Annotated in this window: 18 protein-coding genes and 1 pseudogene; 11 read left to right on the forward strand and 8 right to left on the reverse strand. The window is 68.4% G+C overall.

All coding sequences use genetic code 11. The features are described 5' to 3' along the window. Positions 1–70 precede the first annotated feature (70 nt). Complete coding sequence (locus tag IG65_RS0108500; RefSeq protein WP_030514294.1) at positions 71–1,123, forward strand: hypothetical protein; 1,053 nt, start codon at positions 71–73, stop codon at positions 1,121–1,123. 40 nt (positions 1,124–1,163) lie between these two features. Here the strand turns inward: IG65_RS0108500 and IG65_RS0108505 are convergent, their stop codons facing one another. Further along, complete coding sequence (locus IG65_RS0108505; RefSeq protein ID WP_030514295.1) at positions 1,164–1,700, reverse strand: YdcF family protein; 537 nt, start codon at positions 1,698–1,700, stop codon at positions 1,164–1,166. A gap of 124 nt (positions 1,701–1,824) precedes the next feature. Here IG65_RS0108505 and IG65_RS0108510 point away from each other — a divergent pair, with 124 nt between their 5' ends. The 4 genes from IG65_RS0108510 (at position 1,825) to IG65_RS34500 (ending at position 5,773) form a co-directional block, all read left to right on the forward strand. Next, positions 1,825–3,147 (forward strand): UDP-glucose/GDP-mannose dehydrogenase family protein, encoded by a 1,323-nt coding sequence (locus IG65_RS0108510; protein ID WP_030514296.1) that lies wholly within the window; start codon positions 1,825–1,827, stop codon positions 3,145–3,147. Between the two features lie 150 nt (positions 3,148–3,297). After that, the gene (locus IG65_RS0108515; protein WP_030514297.1) at positions 3,298–4,686 is read left to right on the forward strand and encodes an Hsp70 family protein; all 1,389 of its coding nucleotides are present in this window, start codon (positions 3,298–3,300) and stop codon (positions 4,684–4,686) included. Between the two features lie 131 nt (positions 4,687–4,817). Next, entirely contained in the window at positions 4,818–5,228 is a 411-nt protein-coding gene (locus tag IG65_RS0108520) for a hypothetical protein (protein WP_146100749.1), read from the forward strand. Between the two features lie 56 nt (positions 5,229–5,284). Continuing rightward, complete coding sequence (locus IG65_RS34500; RefSeq protein ID WP_030514299.1) at positions 5,285–5,773, forward strand: LOG family protein; 489 nt, start codon at positions 5,285–5,287, stop codon at positions 5,771–5,773. 23 nt (positions 5,774–5,796) lie between these two features. On the opposite strand, the gene IG65_RS0108530 is transcribed toward IG65_RS34500, so the two are convergent. Both IG65_RS0108530 and IG65_RS0108535 read right to left on the reverse strand, forming a co-directional pair. Continuing rightward, positions 5,797–6,228: a hypothetical protein gene (locus IG65_RS0108530; RefSeq protein ID WP_030514300.1), complete on the reverse strand. Its 432-nt coding sequence runs from the start codon at positions 6,226–6,228 to the stop codon at positions 5,797–5,799. Positions 6,229–6,256: 28 nt separating this feature from the next. Next, positions 6,257–6,781: a DUF2231 domain-containing protein gene (locus IG65_RS0108535; RefSeq protein ID WP_030514301.1), complete on the reverse strand. Its 525-nt coding sequence runs from the start codon at positions 6,779–6,781 to the stop codon at positions 6,257–6,259. A gap of 134 nt (positions 6,782–6,915) precedes the next feature. Here IG65_RS0108535 and IG65_RS0108540 point away from each other — a divergent pair, with 134 nt between their 5' ends. Further along, positions 6,916–7,608 carry a metalloregulator ArsR/SmtB family transcription factor gene (locus tag IG65_RS0108540; protein WP_030514302.1) on the forward strand — a complete coding sequence of 231 codons (693 nt, stop codon included), beginning with the start codon at positions 6,916–6,918 and terminating at the stop codon, positions 7,606–7,608. Between the two features lie 208 nt (positions 7,609–7,816). Here IG65_RS0108540 and IG65_RS0108545 read toward each other — a convergent pair whose 3' ends face one another. Next, entirely contained in the window at positions 7,817–8,245 is a 429-nt protein-coding gene (locus IG65_RS0108545; RefSeq protein ID WP_064907133.1) for a hypothetical protein, read from the reverse strand. Positions 8,246–8,372: 127 nt separating this feature from the next. After that, positions 8,373–9,212, reverse strand: a complete 840-nt coding sequence (locus IG65_RS0108550) for an SDR family NAD(P)-dependent oxidoreductase (RefSeq protein WP_051755553.1) — start codon at positions 9,210–9,212, stop codon at positions 8,373–8,375. A 68-nt stretch (positions 9,213–9,280) separates the two neighbouring features. Between IG65_RS0108550 and IG65_RS0108555 the strand changes: the two genes are divergently transcribed. Together IG65_RS0108555 and IG65_RS0108560 are read left to right on the forward strand one after the other, a co-directional pair. After that, entirely contained in the window at positions 9,281–9,871 is a 591-nt protein-coding gene (locus IG65_RS0108555; protein ID WP_030514305.1) for a TetR/AcrR family transcriptional regulator, read from the forward strand. Positions 9,872–9,973: 102 nt separating this feature from the next. Continuing rightward, positions 9,974–11,176, forward strand: coding sequence for an MFS transporter (locus IG65_RS0108560; RefSeq protein ID WP_030514306.1), 1,203 nt, complete (start codon positions 9,974–9,976; stop codon positions 11,174–11,176). A gap of 572 nt (positions 11,177–11,748) precedes the next feature. On the opposite strand, the pseudogene IG65_RS0108565 reads toward IG65_RS0108560, so the two are convergent. From IG65_RS0108565 to IG65_RS0108575, 3 genes and pseudogenes are all read right to left on the reverse strand, one after another. Further along, positions 11,749–12,978: pseudogene (locus IG65_RS0108565) on the reverse strand (YibE/F family protein); the annotation flags it as partial. 478 nt (positions 12,979–13,456) lie between these two features. Further along, entirely contained in the window at positions 13,457–14,716 is a 1,260-nt protein-coding gene (locus IG65_RS0108570; protein WP_036523778.1) for an aminotransferase class I/II-fold pyridoxal phosphate-dependent enzyme, read from the reverse strand. A 92-nt stretch (positions 14,717–14,808) separates the two neighbouring features. Next, positions 14,809–16,146, reverse strand: a complete 1,338-nt coding sequence (locus tag IG65_RS0108575; protein WP_030514309.1) for a hypothetical protein — start codon at positions 16,144–16,146, stop codon at positions 14,809–14,811. Between the two features lie 268 nt (positions 16,147–16,414). Between IG65_RS0108575 and IG65_RS0108580 the strand changes: the two genes are divergently transcribed. From IG65_RS0108580 to IG65_RS0108590, 3 genes are all read left to right on the forward strand, one after another. Further along, the gene (locus tag IG65_RS0108580; RefSeq protein ID WP_030514310.1) at positions 16,415–16,864 is read left to right on the forward strand and encodes a hypothetical protein; all 450 of its coding nucleotides are present in this window, start codon (positions 16,415–16,417) and stop codon (positions 16,862–16,864) included. A gap of 153 nt (positions 16,865–17,017) precedes the next feature. After that, entirely contained in the window at positions 17,018–17,686 is a 669-nt protein-coding gene (locus IG65_RS0108585; protein WP_030514311.1) for a hypothetical protein, read from the forward strand. Between the two features lie 233 nt (positions 17,687–17,919). After that, the gene (locus IG65_RS0108590) at positions 17,920–18,597 is read left to right on the forward strand and encodes a hypothetical protein (RefSeq protein ID WP_030514312.1); all 678 of its coding nucleotides are present in this window, start codon (positions 17,920–17,922) and stop codon (positions 18,595–18,597) included. The last annotated feature ends 152 nt before the right edge of the window (positions 18,598–18,749 follow it).

Raw genomic sequence — 18,749 nt, forward strand, 5'->3', positions numbered from 1 at the left:
TTTGCCGCTCGGTTACCGCCGTGTAACGCCCCGCGACGTGCGGTTTTGCGCTCTCCCTTTACCGTGGTGCATGACCTTTGACTCGACAGCGAAGGCGAACGACCCCGGTGCGGGCGCGGCCATCCGGCCCTCCGCGACCGACCGGATCCGCTCCTGGACGGCGCTGGTACTGGCCGCCGCACCCACCGCCGCGATCCTCACGGTGCTGCTCTACGGGCTCGGTTTGGCGATGGGCTTCGGCACCCTCGGCATCCTCGCCATCGCGTGGCTGGCGGTGTGCGTACTCGTCGCGGTGGTGTTCTTCCTGGGCGCCGAGCGGCGGTGGTTGACGGCATGTTTCGGGGTGCGTGCGCCCACCTCCGCCGAGCGGCACGCGCTGACGACGGCGTGGGAACGGGTGGCCCGGCGGTCCGGCATCGCCTCCTCCTCGCACTCGCTGTGGATCCGGGAGAGCGAGCGCGAATTGCTGCTGCCCCGGCGGATGGTCGCGGTCCCCTCCGCCGTACTCGGTGCGCCCCCACGGCAACTCGAAGCGGTGCTGGCCCGTGAACTCGGATATCGGTCCGAGGGGCGAGTAGCGTTGTGCCAGTTCGTATTCCGATATTTCAACCTGCCGTTGGTGTGGCTGGAGCGGGTGTTGCTCTCGGGTCCGGCCGCGGTCGGAGCGTGGCTGACGCGGCGGATGGCGCCCCCGGCGGCCCGGATCTTCGGGATCTGCTGGAGTGCGGTCAGCCGGGTGCTGGTCGCCTGCCCGGCGATCGCGGCCACCACTGTGATCGTGGGACTTCCGGCCGCGCTGCTGCTGCGCATCGCTCCGGAGGTGGCGGCCTGCGCGCTCGTGCCGGTCGTGCGCCGCATCGACTACCGGGCCGACCGCGCCGCCGTCGACCTGGGATACGGCACGGACCTCGGTGTGGCACTGCAGGAACGGCGGGCGGAGTCCGGCGACGCGGCCGCGCTGTATGCCCTCTCGGTGTCGGCGTACGCGCCGCGGACCGCGGTGGACGAACGCGTTCGCCACATCCGCGATCGCATGGACGAGCGGGTGCGTATCGCCGGCTATTCGGGGCCGGTGCTTCCGGAAAGTGGTGCGGCACAAGGTTTTACCGGTACCGAGCGGTAAGGGTGGCGGTCCGGCTCCCGGCCGCGGATGCCGTACCGGTTCAGCAGTCCTCGAATGCGGCTTTGATGTACCCCGAGGACTGATACAGGTACTGGTAGGCCCACCGCGCGAGACCGATGTGCGGATGCGCGTCGACGAGGAGAATCTCACCGCCCCAGCACTTGCCGAGCACATACCGGGCGCGGGAGATGTGCGGCGTGAAGGTCACCACGATCACGCGCCGCCAGTTCTCGCGGGCGGCACGGGTGGCCAATTCGCGTCCCTCACCGCGCGTGGTGCGCGGCTCGGGATCGAAGCAGCTCACCCGGAAGCTGTAGCCGCCGTGACAGATTCGGTTGATCAGCGGGGAGTGGTCGTACGGATCGGAGAACACCACCTGCGGGGCGTAACCGTCGTGGGCCAGGCGCAGCGCCAGCTCCTCGCGGCCGTCGTGGGCTCCGCCGAGCACCAGGATGGCATCGGCCGCGCGCGGGGTGTCGGTCCGCGGGCGCACGTACACCGGCCACAGCGCCGCCACCGCGACGGCGAGCACGAGCACAACCCCCACCGCACCGCGCACCCACCACCTTCTTCGCACCCTGCGATGGTAGGTGGTCGGCGAATGCGCTGATCGGCGACGGTTTCTCCCTGTACACCCACTGTTGCCTGCGCCCTCGCCTCGTGGACGCGGACCGGCCATACCCGGCACGTATCAATCGATTATGCGTCTGACGGTATTCGGGACGGGATATCTGGGAGCCACCCATGCCGCCTGCATGGCCGAGCTCGGTCACGAGGTGCTCGGGGTGGATATCGACCCCGGCAAGGTGGCCAAATTGTCCGACGGCGTCGTGCCGTTCTACGAACCCGGCCTGGAGGCGGTGCTGCGCCGCAATCTCGATGCCGGGCGACTGCGCTTCACCACCTCCTACGAGGAGGCGGCCGCGCACGCCGACGCCCATTTCCTCGGTGTCGGCACGCCGCAGAAGAAGGGCGAATACGGCGCGGACCTGAAATATGTCCATGCCGTGGCCGATTCGCTGGCGCCGCTGCTGGAGCGGCCGTCGGTGCTGATCGGCAAGTCGACGGTGCCCGTCGGCACGGCCGCGGAACTGGGCCGCCGGATGCGGGCCCGCGCCCGCACCGACGTCGAGGTCGCCTGGAATCCGGAATTCCTGCGGGAGGGGTTCGCGGTGCGTGACACCCTGCGGCCCGACCGGCTGGTCCTCGGTGTCGACGCCGAACGCGAACGCGCCGAATGGGTGCGTGCGCAGGTGCGCGAGATCTACGCCGACCTGATCGCGGCGCAGGTGCCGTTCCTGCTCACCGACCTGGCCACCGCGGAATTGGTGAAGGTGTCCGCCAACGCGTTCCTGGCCACGAAGATCTCGTTCATCAATGCGGTCTCCGAGGTCTGCGAGGCGACCGGGGCCGATGTCACGATGCTGGCCGACGCGCTGGGCCACGACGCCCGCATCGGCCGGCGCTTTCTCAACGCCGGGCTCGGCTTCGGCGGCGGTTGCCTGCCCAAGGACATCCGCGCGTTCATGGCCCGCGCGGGGGAACTCGGCGCCGATCACGCGGTCGCGTTCCTGCGTGAGGTCGACAACATCAATATGCGCCGGCGCACCAAGGTGGTCGATATGGCGGCCAAGGCGTGCGGCGGCTCGCTGCTGGGCGCCAATGTGGCGGTGCTGGGCGCGGCCTTCAAACCGGAATCCGACGATGTGCGCGATTCGCCCGCGCTGAACGTGGCCGGAATGATCCAGCTGCACGGCGCCGTGGTCACCGTCTACGACCCGAAAGCGCTGGAGAACTCGCGCCGGGTGTTTCCCACGCTGAACTACGCGACCTCGGTGGCGGAGGCCTGTGATCGAGCGGATGTGGTGCTGGTTCTCACGGAATGGGACGAGTTCACCGCACTCTCGCCGCGCGACCTCGAGCCGGTGGTGCGCGGGCGTTCCATCATCGACGGTCGCAACTGTCTCGAGCGCGCCGAGTGGACCGCCGCGGGATGGGTGTACGCGGGACTCGGCACGTCGTAGGGTGGCGGGAGCCAGGTAGAGTGGCGGCGCCCTGCGGCATGCGCATCGGGCCCGCACAGCGGCCCGGCTTCGCTCGCACGGCCCAGCGCATGCCGTGGGGGCGGCGGTCGGGCGTACCGGTCGTGAAGCGTGAAACGAGATGGGCGGCAGATGAGTTCGGTACTGGGAGTTTCGGTGGGGGCCGGCGCCATTCGCGTCGCGATCCCACATCCCGGTAATTCCGCCGAACGATTCGTCTCCACCGCCTTCGACGTCCAGGCGATGCCGGTCGCCGAACAGCAGTCCATGGACGATGTGGCCGCCGAAACCGTCGGCGCCGTCTTCGGTTCCGCGCCGGAGATCGCCGCGACCGCGCTGGCCTATCGCAACGAACAACACGCGCGCACGCTGCGGGGCGCCCTCGCCCGCCGTCAGCTCACCAACTACGAACTCGTGCCCGAAGTTGCGGCGGCGCGGGAATTCCTGCGCGCCACCGGTGAACTGCAGGGGTATCGCACGGTCGCGCTCTACGACCTCGGCAGTTCCGGGCTCTCGGTCAGCGTGATCGACGTGGAATCCGGAAAGGTGAGTCACAGCGAGCGCACCAGCGACATCAGCGGCGACTATCTGGATTCGCTGATCCGTGAACAGCAGATCGCTTCCGGCCGGATCGAACATCCGCCCACCGCACAGGGTTTGGCGGCCCTGGACGGCGTATGCCGGCAGGCCAAGGAACAGCTGTCGAGCACCACGGCGGTCGCCGTCCCGTCCGAGCACGGCCTGGTGCTGTTGTCGCAGGAGAACTTCGAAGCGCTGATCATGCTCGCCGTCGAATCGTCGGCCCGCATGACTCGCGATGTGATGACGCGCTCCGAACAGTCCGTGCAGGCGGTCTTCGTGATCGGTGGGTGTGCCCGAATCCCGCTGATCGCGCGCATTCTGGAGCGGTGGATGGGCATGCCCGTGCTGGTGCCCGCCGATCCGGAGACCGTGATCGTGCGCGGCGCGGCGCTGCTCGCCCGCCCGGCCCAGGTGGCCGCACCCGCACCCGTCCCGCAGGCGCCCGGGCCCGGATCCGCCGACGACACCGTGCAATTGGCGCCGGTGTGGTTGTCCGAGGATGCGCTGCGACGCGCCCGCAAACGCAACAAGGCGCGCGGCAAGAGCACGCTCGGCGGCAAGGTCGGCGCCGTCGGTGCCGGTCGTCGCCGGGAGTTGAGCGTGGCCGGGGTGGCGGTCGGTGCGCTGGTCGTCGTCGCGGCGCTCGGGATCGGGCTGGGCTGGGGCCAATCGGTTCTTCGCGGTGATTCCCAGAGCAACACCTCCGCCTCCAGTTCGGTGCCCGCCGCTCCGCCCCGCGCCTCCGCGAACCCCTCGGTCGCGCCCACCACCGATGCCACCAACGCCTCGGTGGCCGCGCCCACTCCCAACTGGCAGGCGCCGACCACCACCACCTCGGCCGCACCGCCGGGACCCCCGACCATCGTCGTCCCCGGCCTGCCGCCGATCGTGGTGCCGACTATTCCGCCGCTGCTGCCACCGTTCCCGTCGCGGCAGTAGGCCCGGACCGCGACAATGTGGAGGGCCTGACGAGGCCGGGGCCGTGATGCGCCTCGATTCGGCCGAGGGCCTGGCAAAGCAACGACCTTCGGCCCTGCCCGAACCGGTGGCCGACCGGGCACTGTCGAATGATGACGATTTCCACCGAGGTCAAGACGATCCGGCTGACCCGCGCGGTGCTGGCGGGCGTGGCAGCATTCATCGCGTTCTGGGCCCTGGCCGGGGCCATCGGTCTCGCCGGTGGCGGTGCCGACCTCGGTGCCGCCGTCGAGGCGCGATTGCCCCTGCACAGTCCGGTTCTCGCAGCCGTTCTCCTCGGTCTGCTCGTGGCGGTTCCGATGGCGGCGACGGCCGCCGCGGTCATTCGAAACGATCACCGGGCGGCCGCGATGGCGGTGTGCAGCGGTGCGCTGCTGGTCGGCTGGGTCGCGGTGCAGCCGATAATCATCGGCCAGTTCTTCTGGCTGCAACCGGTCTTCGGTCTGCTGGGACTCACCGTCGCCGGACTCGGCCTGTCGCTCAACGCGCATCGCGGGCGGTGACATCCGACCGGATCAGCCTGATCATCACCTATCGGCTGGTCCGAGGAGTGTGCGAGATGCCCCCTGTCCAGATCGCGGTCTGCGGGCCGCGCGACTGCACGAACGCCGAGGCCGCTACCGCGCGGGAGGTCGGCCGGCTGCTGGCTCGGGCCGGCGCAGTCGTGTTGTGCGGCGGCGGAACCGGGGTGATGGCGGCGGTCGCCGAGGGCGCGTCGGCCGAAGGCGGGCTGGTGATCGGAGTACGGCCGGACACCGGCCGAGCAGGTGTGTGTGCCGGACTTTCCGCCGTCCTGTACACGAATATGGGCGAGGCGCGGAACGCGATTCTGATCTCGTCGGCGGATGCGGTGGTCGTGGTGGGCGGCTCCTGGGGAACGCTGTCGGAGCTGGCGCTGGCGAATCGACGTGGGGGCGTGCCGGTGGTGTCGATCGGCGGATGGCAGATCCTCGATGCGGAGGGCGAGACCGTCGAGGGGAGTCACCGGGCGGCGAATGCGGCCGAGGCGGTCGCATTCGCCGTGGCCGGTGCTCGACCCGCCGGCTGACGCCGTCGCCTCAGGTCGCGAAGCTAGCTCCCGCCGACGCCGAGGGCCGTGAGCAGCACGAGTACGAGAGTCGCGACGGCCAGGACGCCGTGCCCGCCGACGATCGCCACCGGGAAATGCCGCTCGGCGGGCTCTCCGGCCTCGGGTGCGGCCACCTGCCCGGTGGTGCGGGCGCGGTAGACGGGCAGCCAGCGGAACAGCATCACGAATCCGAGCAGCGCGACCGGAACCAGCAGTCCGAATCCGACCCAGGCCAAGGCGTCGTTGTCGAGCACGAGATAGACGATCCACACCACCAGACCGGCCACGGCGAGCAGGAAGTGCCCGAAGACCACCGGCGGCGGCAGATGACTGGAACCCGGTTGTCGCACACCGCCTTTGGCGATCCAGGTGGCCAGCAGGAAGAACCCTCCGCCCGCGGTGAGCAGCCAGAGGATCAGAGCTGCGATGCCCATGATGACTCCCGAGTGTGAGAAGGGAAGGTCAGCGGCGGTAGCCGGTGGCCTGGGTGCTTTCGCCGGCGACCCGGACGCCGTAGCGGTAGGCGAGTTTGCCGCCGAGATATCCGGATATGCCCAGCACGAGCAGGGATGCGATCGACAAGACCAGGGGCCCGACGGGTGTCGCGCGATCGGTGCCGGCCGCGGTCCGCCACCAGAAGTTCAGTGCATAGGCGACGGTGATGATCAGGTTCAGGCTCATGTGGATCAGCCCGGTGCGGAACGCGGGCGTGCCGGACGGGATGGCGAACAGGTCCAGAAACCCGATCGAGGCGGCGGCCAACGCGCCGAGCACGCCGATCGCCACCAGCCATTCGGCCCCGCGGGCGAGAAACTGCGGGTCGTCGACGATGTGGGAGCCGATGTCGAAGACGAGGCTCGCGACCCACGCCCCGATCGGCACCGTCACCAGGATCGGGTGGAACGGATGCCCGTACGGCCCGGCCAGTGCGGCGCTGACGGGTTGTTTGGCCTGCTCCATATCTCCGGCTGCGACATCACCGGCCATGGCTCCACTCTCCCTCGGTCGAGGTTCAGTTTCGCCAATAAGTATTGGCGAAACTGTGTCGGTGGTCAATACACCGCATGTGAATCGGTGCCATCGATCTTTCGACCCAACGGATTCGGCGTTATTGTGGTCGAATGACCAGCGATTCGGCGATCGGTGCGGTCGCGGTGCTCGACGACGACCTGCGGCGCGGCATGTACAGATTCATTCGCGGCGCCCGGCGGCCCGTGACTCGTGACGAAGCGGCCGAACAGGTCGGGATCTCGCGGAAGCTGGCAGCGTTTCATCTGGACAAACTCGTCGCCGCCGGACTCCTCCAGGCCCGTTACGAACAGACCGGCGGCCTGCGCCGGGTCGGCCGCGCTCCCAAGGTGTACGAGCCCACCGCCGCCGAAGTGCGGGTGAACATCCCCGAACGCCGCCACGAAGTGCTGGCCGAAATCCTGATGGATGCGGTGCTGGCCGAGAGTACCGGCGAAACGGCCCGCGACGCCGCCGAACGAGTCGCGGCCGAACGCGGAAACGCCCTGGGCCACAACGCCCGCGAGCGCCTACGCCCCGGCCGCCTCGGCGTCGAGCGCGCCCTGACGGTGGTGCAGGCGATCCTTTCCGACCAGGGCTTCGAACCCAGCCGCGACCCGCTGAACTGCCTACGCCTGCGCAACTGCCCCTTCCACCCCCTCTCCACCCAAGCCCCCGGCCTGGTCTGCGGCCTCAACCACGCCTACCTGCGCGGGGTGCTCACGGGCCTGAAAGCCGAGGCGATCGAAGCGGTGCTCGCGCCGACCGCCGGCGAATGCTGCGTGGAACTCCGCCCGGCGCACTAGGCGCGTGAGCGGGACCAGACTGTAACCGGCAGTCGGGCGTGATGGCCGGCGAAGACTTCGGCCGGCCGTTGAGCGACATGATGAAAAGCGTTCGGCGCGAATCGGTTCGAGCTGAAAGTGGATCAGCGACCCTGCCGGAACATGGTCGCTGAATCCGTCGTCGCTGCAACTCGATTCGCGAAGGCGCCCGCGATGAGCCGATCTGCTCTCAGGCGGCCAGGTTGGCCAACTGCGGGAGCCGCGACACCAGTGCGTCGAGTTCCTCGCGCCAGCGGCGATGCACGTTGAGGCGCTCGGGGGCTCCGGTGTGCGGCATGCGGTAGTACACCTTCGACCACAGCGGGTTGATCTTCATCTCCGTGAACATGGCCGTGCTGAAATGCTCGGCGCAGACCAGGTTCGCGGGCCGGCCCGTCCACTTGTTGGCCTCGACGATGACGACCGATGTATTGGTCAGCACGACGAAGTAGTACTTGCGCACGAACAGCATCGCGAACCGCACGTAGGGCAGGTCGTCCACCCACGGGCTCGGGCCGGTGATCGCCTGGAAGGCGAGCTGCATCTGCTCACCCGGCGGGGCGAATTCGACCAGCTTCTCGGCCAGCTGTTTCTGGATCGTCGATTTACGGAATGCCATGCGGCCCACCCCCGTTGAAGATTCCCCCGGCACCGTGCCGGTGGAACGCACCGACCTTAGCGGCATTCGGGCGCGCCTGCCACCCCGCGATCGAACCCGCGGGGAGGCGTCGCGATCCGGTGCGGCATCAGCGGCCGGCCGCCGCGGCGCTGTCCAGCGCGTCGAGGGCGGCGAGTTCGGCGGTCAGTTTGGCGCGGATCGCGGTGATCGCATCCCGGCCGATCGGTAGCCGCAGCGGAGGTGTGGGCGATTCGACGGCCGCGATGATCTGCTGCGCGGCATCGTCGGGATCGCCGTAGACGCTCGGGTCCAGGGTGGACAAACGGTCGAAGGCCGCTCGGACACTGGCGTCGTAGTCGGGATGCGTGACAGGTGTAATCCCCAGCGACGCAACGAAACCGGTGCCGAACATACCGGGCTCGACGATGGTCACATCGATGCCGAGATGAGCGACCTCCCGGAGCAGCCCCTCGTTCATGCCCTCGACGGCGAATTTCGTTGCGGCATAAAGGCCCAGGCCCGGCGACGGCGCGGCCACACCGGCTACCGACGAGATCTGCACGAGGTGGCCGCCCTTCTGCTCGCGCAATACCGGCAGTGCGGCGCGCACGACGTTGAGCGATCCGAACACATTGGTTTCGAACACCGCGCGCACTTCGCTGTCCGGAATCTCTTCCAGCGCACCGAACACCCCGTAGCCGGCGTTGTTCACGACCACGTCGATCCGGCCGAAGGCCCGCTTCGCCTGCGCGATCGCCTGCCGGGACTGCTCGGCGTCGGTGACGTCCAGCGGGGTCACCAGGATTCGCCCGGGATGCTCGGCCGCCAGTTCTCGCAGGGCCTGTGCGCGCTGAGGGTCGCGGGCCGTCGCCGCGATCCGGCCCCCGGCGGACGCGATCGCACGAGTCAGTGCGAATCCGAATCCGGAGGAGGCCCCTGTTATCAGCCACACCTTGTCTGTCGCCATCGCAATGTCCTCACCTGCGGTTAATTAGGATACCGCTCGTATCGTATCCAAAAGGTTAGACTCGTGCCATGGTCGAGGTGAAACAGTCGCGCGGTCCGGGCCGGCCGCGCAGTGAACGATCGAGGCGCGCGGTGCTCGAGGCGGCCCGCGACCTGCTGACCGACCGCGGCCTGCCGGGTCTGAGTGTGGACGAGATCGCCGCCCGCGCCGGAGTCAGCAAGAACACCATCTACCGCTGGTGGCCCACCAAGGCGGCCGTCCTGATGGATGCGTTCACCGACGCCTTCGCGGACCGGATGAGCGTCCCCGCCGAGGGGGATGCCCTGACCCGTCTGCGCACCACGGTCCGCCGGGTGGCGACGTTGATGAGCGATCCCGACGCTCGGCGTCCTTTCGTAGCCCTGGTCGCCGCCGCGCAGCACGATCCGGAATTGGCTGCGGCGCTGCGAGATCGGTTCATCGCAGGGCGGCGGGCCGAGGTGGGTGAGCTCCTCGCCGACGCCCGATCCACCGGCTGCCTTCCCGCGGGTCTCGACCCCGACACTGCCATCGATCTGATCTACGGCGCCCTCTATTACCGGCTGCTGGTCAGTGGGGAGACCATCGATTCCGGCTATGCGGACCGAATTCTCACCGCGATGGGCCTCCTCCCGGACTGAACGACGCTGAACGAGTCGGCCGTCCGGTTCCCTCGGGAAGCGTCGACGGTCGCGTCCGATTAGCGCCAGCACCGGCCGGGACCGATTCCTAGCGTCGTGTTCATGGACAACGACCTGCTGATCGACACCCGTGCTCCGGTGCTGCGCACGGCCGTCGTCGGACTCATGGCGGTGGCGGCCGGGCTCGGCACCGCGACCATGTACGTACTGCAGCCGGGGATCGCGGCGGTGGCGGGATCGCTGCACGCATCGGTCGCGGAAATGGGGATAGCGCTGGCATGCGGGCCGGTCGGCTATCTGCTCGGACTCGCCCTCCTGGTTCCGCTGGTGGACCGGTATCCACCTCGGACAGTGGTGTCGCTGCAGTTCGCCGCGCTCGCCGCGGCCTCGGCGATCGGCGCCGCGGCCGGGGCGGTGTGGTTGCTCGGCCCGGTGATCGGCCTGATCGGTGCGGCCTCCTCGGTGGGTGCCCAGATGAGCTCGGTAGCAGGGCGTTTCGCGGAACCGAGCCGGCGTGCGACGGTGCTGGGAACCGTGACGGCGGGGATCTCGGCCGGAATCCTGGTCGGCCGAATTGTCGGTGGTTGGCTGACCGACCTCATCGGCTGGCGGGGCATGCTGCTCGTCTTCGCGGCGGCGTGTGTGGTGCTCGCGGCGGCGACCCGGGTCGTGCTGCCCGCCGCAACCGCCCCGGTCGGCTCCGGGTATCTGGCGATGCTGCGCGGGCTGCCGGGACTGTTCACCCGCTATCCGTTGCTGGGGTCGGCGGCCCTTCGCGGCACCTTGTGGTTCTTCGCCTTCTGCACGGTGTGGGGCGGTCTCGCGGCGGCCTTGTCGCAGCCGCCGTTCTCCTACTCGTCCGAGCGAATCGGCTTGTACGCGTTCGCCGGACTGGCCGGTGTCGCCGCGACCCGCATCGCGGGAGCCTGGACGGATCGGGTGGGGGCGCGGCGCGTGATCCTGGTGGGTCTCGTCGTCGCCGGCACGGCCGCGGTGATACTCGCTGTCGCCCTGTCGAATACGGTGTTCGCCCTGCTCTGTCTCGGTCTGTTCGACGCGGGCCTGTTCGCGGCGCAGGTCGCCAATCAGAGCACGGTGCTGGCCATCGACCCGGGCTCACCCGCCCGGTTCAACAGCGCCTACATGGTCGTGTACTTCGTCGGAGGCAGCGCCGGCACCGCCTTCGGTGCGGCCGCGGTGAGCTGGTTCGGCTGGGCTGTCACCGCGGTGATGGCAGCGCTGGCGATCGCGGCGGCAGGTATCGTCACCGCCGGTAGTCGGAGGAGCGTCGATCAATCTCCGTAACCCGTTGTGGGCCAGGAGGATCGGTTGCGCGGCGGGGGATCGTTGCGGGGGTATGGCTCGTCATCCGGTCGCGGCGGCCGGGTGGGCCAGCTCGGCCGGGGGTCGTCCTGGTGGGGGCGGCCGGACGGGACGCGCCGGTGGCCGCCGGTGGGCTCTCCGGTGCGGCCGTCGATACGCCGGTGACTGCCGGTATCGGCCCGGCGATCATCGATGCGCCGGTGACTGCCGGTATCGGCCCGGCGATCGTCGATGCGCCGGTGGCCGCCGGTGTCGGCGCGGCGTTGGCCCCCGGTCGCATCGGGCGAGGGGGCGGTGCGGCGACGGGTGGGCGGCTCGGCCGGACGCCCTTCGACGCGGCGATGACTGCCCGTATTCGGTCCACCGCGGTGGTCGATGTGGTCGTGACCGGCCCTGTTCTCCCGGCCCTGCACGCGCCGACTTCCTGCGGTCTCGTCACGCGCGGCGACGCGGCGGTGGCTGCCGGTGGTTTCGGCCGCACTCTCCGCCCGGCGCCGGCCCGTGGCAACGGCACGGCGGGGTTCGGGTTCGGGCTCGTAGTCGTCGAAGCCGGCGCGTTGCCCGAAGGGGCGGGCGAGCATGACCGCGATGGCGGTGGTCAAGGGCACCGACAGCGCGAGGCAGATGCCGCCGACCGCGGATCGGGTGATTTCGATGGCCACCGCATCACCGGTGAGCACGTCGCTGATGGAGCGCCCGGCGACGGAGAACATCAACAGCAGCGGCAGCGCGCCACCGGCGTAGGCCAGGACCAGGGTGTACACCGTACTGGCGATGTGGTCGCGGCCGACACGCATGGCGGCCGCGAAAACCTCACGCCGCGTTGCCTCTTCGTCGAGTGCGGCGAGTTCGAAAGCGGCCGAGGCCTGGGTGATGGTGACGTCGTTGAGCACACCGAGGGAGCCGATGATGAAGCCCGCGAGCAGCAGACCGGTAATGCTGACGTGCTGGATATAGGTGGCGACGTTGGTGTTCTGCTCCTCGGACAACCCGGTCAGATTCGTCACCTCCAGCGCGCCCCAGGACAGCACCGCCGCGAGCACCATCGCGCTGAGTGTGCCCAGCAGCGCCGAACTGGTCCGCAGATTGACGCCGTGCGCCAGATAGAGGACCGCGTAGAGAATCAGCGCTCCCGAGACGAGGGCAACCGGCAGCGCGGGCTTCCCGTCGAGCAGTGCGGGCAGCAGGAATACGACCAGCACCCCGAAGGCGAACACCAGGCCGAGCACCGCGCGCAACCCGCGCCACCGCGCCACCGCGACGATCACCACCACGAAGACGAGCGTGATCAGCAGCAGGGGCATGCCGCGCGAATAGTCGTCGAAGGAATAGATGGTGGTTCCGCTCGGGTCGTCCTGGCGAACCAGCCGAATGTGGTCTCCGGCATGCAAATCGGGTTGTCCCGGCCCCGGCGCGATTTCGAGCAGCGTACGGCTGCCGTTGTTCGGCCCCGATTCGATCGAGACCAGACTGCGCTGGCAGGTGTAGGCATTGGTCGGCGGTGGTTGCGGAGTATCGGGAAACGCGCGCCCGTTCGACGGACTCCCGCACGGCCCCATATCCTGCATCGCCACGGTCCCGGCCTCGGTCTGCACCGCCCCGCCGCCACCGTTCTGCATCGGCAACGGAATATCCACATGCTGCCGACTGGGCCACAACCAGATCATGGCGATCACGACGATCACCCCGATCGCGGTGAGCACCCCCACCACCACCCGAGCCGCCGTAGCCCCGATAGCAATGGGCCCGGAATGGTCATGATGATGGTGATGATGCTCGCTCACCGCAGGGAGCTTAAAGGAACTTATTTTCAACAGCAGCGCGTACTACGTCTCCGCGTGCTTTGGCCGGATTCACGCGCCCGCTTCAGCCTCAAAGAACAACCGCACACCTGATCACGCAAGAACATGGGTAACTCACCGGGCACGGGCTAACAGAACCAATCGACCAGCCGCAGGCCGCCAACGCAAAGGATCCCGCGCCTGAACCAGGCCTGAATACGCGGAGAGGCGGTACAGCGGGGGAGTGGGAGCGGGCGGCGGAGAGCAGGGGGATGTCTCCGCCGCCCGAAAGGGATCCGACGGCCCAGGGGGGTAGGCGGTCGAATCCAGGGCCGAGCGGCCCAGGGGGGGTAGGCGGCTCGGCCGGGCACTGTGAGTGCCGAGGACTACTGTACACAAAAGTTCGAAGTTTGCGCCAGTAAAGTCTTCAAAAACCTACTTTTCCAAACTCCCGGTTTGTTTTGGCACGTCCCGGCCCCGACTACTGGCGGTAGCTGGAGAGGAAATTGCCGAAGCGCTCGATCGCCACGGCCAGATCCCGGGCCCACGGCAGCGTCACGATGCGCAGGTGATCGTGCTGCGGCCAGTTGAAACCGGTGCCCTGCACCATCAGGATCTTCTCCTGAAGCAGCAGGTCGAGCACCAGTTTTCCGTCGTCGTGGATGTCGTGCACCTCGGGATCCAGCCGCGGGAACGCGTACAGCGCGCCCTTGGGCTTCACGCACGAGACGCCGGGGATCATATTGAGCTTCTCCCACGCCACATCGCGCTGCTCGAGCAGCCGCCCGCCGGGCAGGATCAGATCCTCGATGCTCTGGTAGCCGCCGAGCGCCACTTGAATCGCGTGCTGAGCGGGCACGTTCGGGCACAGCCGGGTGGAGGCCAGCAGGTCGATGCCCTCGAGGAATCCGGCCGCGTGTTCCTTGGGGCCGGTGATGACCAGCCAGCCGGACCGGTATCCGGCCACGCGATAGGCCTTGGAGAGGCCGTTGAAGGTGAGGCACAGCAGGTCGGGAGCCAGGCTGGCGAGCGAGATGTGCTTGGTGTCGTCGTAGAGGATCTTGTCGTAGATCTCGTCGGCCAGCAGCAACAGCTGATGTTTGCGAGCGAGGTCCACCAGCTGCTGCAGCACCTCCGACGAGTACACCGCGCCGGTGGGGTTGTTCGGGTTGATCACCAGCAGGGCCTTGGTCTTGTCGGTGATCTTCGATTCGATATCGGCCACATCCGGCTGCCAGCCGTTGGACTCGTCGCACAGGTAATGCACGGCGGTGCCGCCGGCGAGACTGGTCATGGCGGTCCACAGCGGATAGTCCGGTGCGGGGATGAGCACTTCGTCGCCGCTGTCGAGCAGCGCCTGCATCGTCATCGTGATCAGTTCGGAGACGCCGTTGCCCAGGTAGACGTCGTCCACGTCGAATTCGGGGAAGCCGGGGACCAGCTCGTACCGGGTCACGATCGCGCGGCGCGCGGGCAGGATGCCCTTGGATTCGGAGTAGCCCTGCGCGTACGGCAGCGCGGCGATCATGTCGCGCATGATCACATCGGGGGCGTCGAAACCGAACGGCGCCGGGTTGCCGATGTTCAGCTTCAGGATGCGATGGCCCTCGGCCTCCAGTCGTGCCGCATGTGCGTGCACCGGCCCACGGATTTCGTAGAGAACGTTCTGGAGCTTCAGGGACTGCTCCAGAATCCGGGGCGGCTGATGCGGTGACTGACTGGTAGGGCTCACCTGTTCAATGGTGCCACCGCCCCGCAACTGCATATCCGAGGCATCGCCCCCGCGCCGTATCGGCGTTGTGCCGGTCACATCGGGGCCGGCGCGCCCGCCGCTCAGGTCGGCGGATTGGCCGGCAGCATCCCGGTGGCGACCGTGGTGCCGCAGAACTCCTCGATCCGTTCGTCCAGGCGGCGCGCCTCGACCGCGTCGCGGAAGCGGGGAGTGGCGATGCGGCGGCGCAGTCCGGTGAGCCGCTCCTCGAGTTGGGCGATGCGGCGATCCTCGGAGAGTTCGAGTACCGGACTCAGTGCGTCGCCGGCGCCGTCGAGACTGCCGTTGATCAGCTGGGCCGCCGCGTTGTCGACCCGCGCGAGCGCCTCGGCTCCGTACGACCGCTGTTCGCGGGGGCCGCCGCTGTACAACTCGATGGTGCGCTGGGTTTCGGCCAGCGCCGGTTCGGCCTGGCCGAGATGGATGTAGGTGGCGCCGGCGTAGTAATGACTCTTGGCCTCCGGGAAGCCGAAGACACCGCCGGTCTCGTCGTGCAGTTCGTCGGTGCCGGTGCCCGCGCGTGCGGCCTCGGCGGCGCGGATGCAGCGTTCGGCGTCCGCGGCGCTGCCGAGTTTGGACCAGATGCGCGCCTCGATGTTGTGCAGCCGGATCTTCGCGGTCACCGAGTCGGCGTACTGCTGACCGTTCTGCGCGAGTGCCACCGCCCGGCGCGGCCGCTCGGACCAGTATTCGATCAGCGCCTGCATGCCGCGCGTCCACGCGCGTAATCCGTTGTGGCCGCACAGTTCCGCATAGGCCCAGGCCGCGCGGGCCTGTTCTCCGGCGGCGTCGAGATGTCCGAGATCGGTACTGGCGTTGGCCAGCAGACCCGACAGCGTTCCGGCCAGCAGATACAAATGGCTTGTGTCCGTGGGCTTCTGGTGGCCTTCGAGCAGCCGGTACACCCGCCGGCGCACCCGCAGCATCTCCACCATCATCGGAACCGGCGGCACGTGGACATACTCTCTGGCGATGCGGGTGGCATCGGCGTCGAGCTGTTCCAGCGCGGAGGCGCCGACGTTACTCGCCTCGGCGCGACCGGCGTGCTCGCTGGCTTCGTGGGCAGCCGCCATGATCAGATCCCTCTCCGAAATCTCGGCTAACGCATCACCTCTCATCGCACCTGCGTCTACGAGTGCCAAAAGTTCCGCGTCGCTCGAATACTTGCTGCGCGTCGAATGACCTTGACGCACCTCGAATTCCGGTTCCGGCCGATCGATGACGGGCTGATCGATCATGGCCGCGAACCGTGCCCGCACGACTTCGTCGGACCTGGCGAGTGATGTGTCCAGCGCGGCCTGGTTGACCGGGCGCGGATGCACCCGGGCACCGCCTGCCTCCCATTTCGACACCAGGCGTTCGTGCACACCGAGATGGGCCGCGAACTCCCTGATGCTCATGCGTTTGGCATCGCGGAGGGCACGGGCTTCCTTACCTGACCACTGCCGGACCACGATGTCATCCCTTCCGCGCGAACTGGTCTCCAGAGTACGAGCGGACGGTGATCACGGCCACAACCGAAACCGAGCTGGTACAGGGGAATTGGCTGGTCCCGGCGGTTTGGGCAGTGAAAGGGCAGTGCAGGGCGCGTGTGGGGGCGTTTCGGGGACGTCGCAGTGGCGGGAGCCTTGAAGATATCGAGAGAGTCGCCGTGAAGGTCGGGAAACTGTGAACGTCGAGAAGCTCAGAACCGCCGACGATTGGGTGATGTTCTATCGGCATCACGCCGGTCTGACATGTATCCAGCGTGGGGGATTCGTCACGCTGCCGGTGACCGGCGCCGTCGGTGTCGTGCATCTGCCGGCCGACCGCGCCGAAGCGGTGTGCCGATCGCTGACCGAACACGGCGGGTGCGGGCCGGTGCTGGCCCGGCGCGCGCGCTGGAGCTTTCTCGTATTTCCCGACAGCCGGCCCGGTGGGCAGATCGCGGAGATTCTGCAGCGTCTCGATATCGGCATCCCGGCCGACGGCGGCGAGATCATGATGCCCACCAGCCTGGGCCGATGGACCCGCGAGGGTTGTCACTGGATCGTGCCGCCGGGGCCCGACCTGGAACTTCCACCCCTTTCGATAGTCGTCACGACGGCGCTGGCGGTGGGAAGAGGCGGCGAGGACTGAACCCGCAGACCGGTCCTCGCCGCTGCCGGTCCGGGTCCGCCTCGTTGCCTGTCGGGGGCGGACCCGGATTCGGAACGTGGATACCATCACATCCGGAACAGTCCTTCTTCAGATTTGACCCATTTGTGACATGTTGACGTTTAAGATTGCCGGATGAAGCTCCAGCGCCTTACCGCGATATCCGCACTGGTCGTCGGCGCCGTCACCGCCGGAACCACGGCCGCGCACGCCGAACCGGCCGCCGCACCCCAACCGGCGGCGATCAAGTACTCCATGAGACTCGTCGACAAGACCGTGGTGACCACCCTGCAGGGCGGCACCTTCCGGATCGCCGCGGACGGCAAGTCCTACGCCATCACCGATCCCCGCGGCGCCACCGTGATCTCACTGCCGACCGAGGTGCGCGTCGCCGGGACCGAGGTGCCGGTGAAACCGGTGGTCAAGAACGACGGCACCGTCCTCGAGTTGACGCCGCAGCGCACCGTCACCGTCGACAAGCCGGTCACCGTGCAACCGATCGCCTCGCCGCTGGAGAACCATCGCGCGATGAACGACTTCGAAACCAATTTCGGCGTCGCGACCGCCGTCGGCACCTTCCTGGGTACCGCTGTCGGCGCCATCATCGGCGGTGTCACCGGCTGCATCCTGGGTTTGCCGCTGCTGGGTATCGGGTGCATTCCGGCCGCGGTCGCCGGCGCCGGTATCGGTGGCATCCTGGGCACGATCGCGATCGGCGGTCCCGCGCTGGCGATCACCGGATTGGACATGATCGGCACCCTGTCGGCCGCGCCGGGCACGACGAAGTGGGCCGACGACAAGTAGGTCCGGTTCCGGCCGACCGCGGTCCGACTGTGCCGCAACCCGATTCGCGGCACAGTGCCTTGTGAGGGCCCCCAGTACTGGGGGCTCCTCTGCTGGTGGGCATGCGCGTAACATCGACCCGCTTGCGTGGCCGAAAGTGGTGAGCTCGAAGCGAATTCACCGCAAACCCGCAGGTGTGACGGCGCTCGTCGAGGGGGCGGGCGCCGAGATTCGATGACGGAATGGAAGTATCGATGAATCTCCGCAGCCTCACCGCGGCCTCCGCGCTGACGATCGGCGCACTGACCGCCGGGCTGACCACCGCCCACGCCGACCCGGCTCCCACGCCGGAGCAGACCGGGATCAGGTACTCGGTCAAACTCGTGGACAAGACGGTCGTGACGACCTTGCAAGGGGGGACCTTCCGGCTGGCGCAGGACGAGAAGTCGTACTCCGTCACCGATTCCCACGGCGCCACCGTGGTCTCGCTGCCCACCGATGTGCGCGTCGACGATGTCGCCGTTCCGGTGAAGCCGGTGGTGAAGAACGACGGCACCGTCCTCGAACTGACGCCGCAGAAGACGATGACCACCGACCATCCGGTCACCGTCCAGTCGATCGCGTCGCCGCTCGAGAACCAGCGCGCGATGAACGACTTCTCCACCCAGTTCGGACTCGCCACGGCCGTGGGCGGATTCGTCGGCACCGCGATCGGCGTCGTGGTCGGCGGAATCACCGGATGCATCCTGGGCCTGCCGCTGCTCGGCGTGGGCTGCATCCCCGCCGCGATCGCCGGCGCCGGCGTCGGCGGCATCCTCGGCACCATCGCCGTCGGTGGCCCCGCACTCGGCATCGCGGGGATGGACCTGATCAACACCCTGCAGGCCGCCCCGGGAACCAGCAAGTGGGCCAAGGACTCCGCCGGCAACTAGGAGTTACACACCATCGAAGGCCGGTCGCTCGCGCAGCGGCCGGCCTTCGGCGTTGCGGCGAACCCGCCGCTATCCGTGGATGCTCCGATTCGCAGGCCGGTAGTGCCGGATACGACAAGGGGGCGCTGCCGGTCTCGGCAGCGCCCCCTCGC

Source organism: Nocardia sp. NRRL WC-3656 (assembly GCF_000720265.1).
Classification (GTDB): domain Bacteria; phylum Actinomycetota; class Actinomycetes; order Mycobacteriales; family Mycobacteriaceae; genus Nocardia; species Nocardia nova.

Excerpts from the sequence above, each read along its gene's own strand:
- IG65_RS0108550 (WP_051755553.1), bottom strand. The coding sequence starts at position 9,212 with ATGGCGACAGACAAGGTGTGGCTGATAACAGGGGCCTCCTCCGGATTC.
- IG65_RS0108545 (WP_064907133.1), bottom strand. The coding sequence starts at position 8,245 with ATGGCATTCCGTAAATCGACGATCCAGAAACAGCTGGCCGAGAAGCTG.
- IG65_RS34500 (WP_030514299.1), top strand. The coding sequence starts at position 5,285 with ATGCCCCCTGTCCAGATCGCGGTCTGCGGGCCGCGCGACTGCACGAAC.
- IG65_RS0108560 (WP_030514306.1), top strand. The coding sequence starts at position 9,974 with ATGGACAACGACCTGCTGATCGACACCCGTGCTCCGGTGCTGCGCACG.
- IG65_RS0108520 (WP_146100749.1), top strand. The coding sequence starts at position 4,818 with ATGACGATTTCCACCGAGGTCAAGACGATCCGGCTGACCCGCGCGGTG.
- IG65_RS0108555 (WP_030514305.1), top strand. The coding sequence starts at position 9,281 with ATGGTCGAGGTGAAACAGTCGCGCGGTCCGGGCCGGCCGCGCAGTGAA.
- IG65_RS0108590 (WP_030514312.1), top strand. The coding sequence starts at position 17,920 with ATGAATCTCCGCAGCCTCACCGCGGCCTCCGCGCTGACGATCGGCGCA.
- IG65_RS0108510 (WP_030514296.1), top strand. The coding sequence starts at position 1,825 with ATGCGTCTGACGGTATTCGGGACGGGATATCTGGGAGCCACCCATGCC.
- IG65_RS0108585 (WP_030514311.1), top strand. The coding sequence starts at position 17,018 with ATGAAGCTCCAGCGCCTTACCGCGATATCCGCACTGGTCGTCGGCGCC.
- IG65_RS0108500 (WP_030514294.1), top strand. The coding sequence starts at position 71 with ATGACCTTTGACTCGACAGCGAAGGCGAACGACCCCGGTGCGGGCGCG.
- IG65_RS0108535 (WP_030514301.1), bottom strand. The coding sequence starts at position 6,781 with ATGGCCGGTGATGTCGCAGCCGGAGATATGGAGCAGGCCAAACAACCC.
- IG65_RS0108530 (WP_030514300.1), bottom strand. The coding sequence starts at position 6,228 with ATGGGCATCGCAGCTCTGATCCTCTGGCTGCTCACCGCGGGCGGAGGG.
- IG65_RS0108540 (WP_030514302.1), top strand. The coding sequence starts at position 6,916 with ATGACCAGCGATTCGGCGATCGGTGCGGTCGCGGTGCTCGACGACGAC.
- IG65_RS0108575 (WP_030514309.1), bottom strand. The coding sequence starts at position 16,146 with ATGAGCATCAGGGAGTTCGCGGCCCATCTCGGTGTGCACGAACGCCTG.
- IG65_RS0108515 (WP_030514297.1), top strand. The coding sequence starts at position 3,298 with ATGAGTTCGGTACTGGGAGTTTCGGTGGGGGCCGGCGCCATTCGCGTC.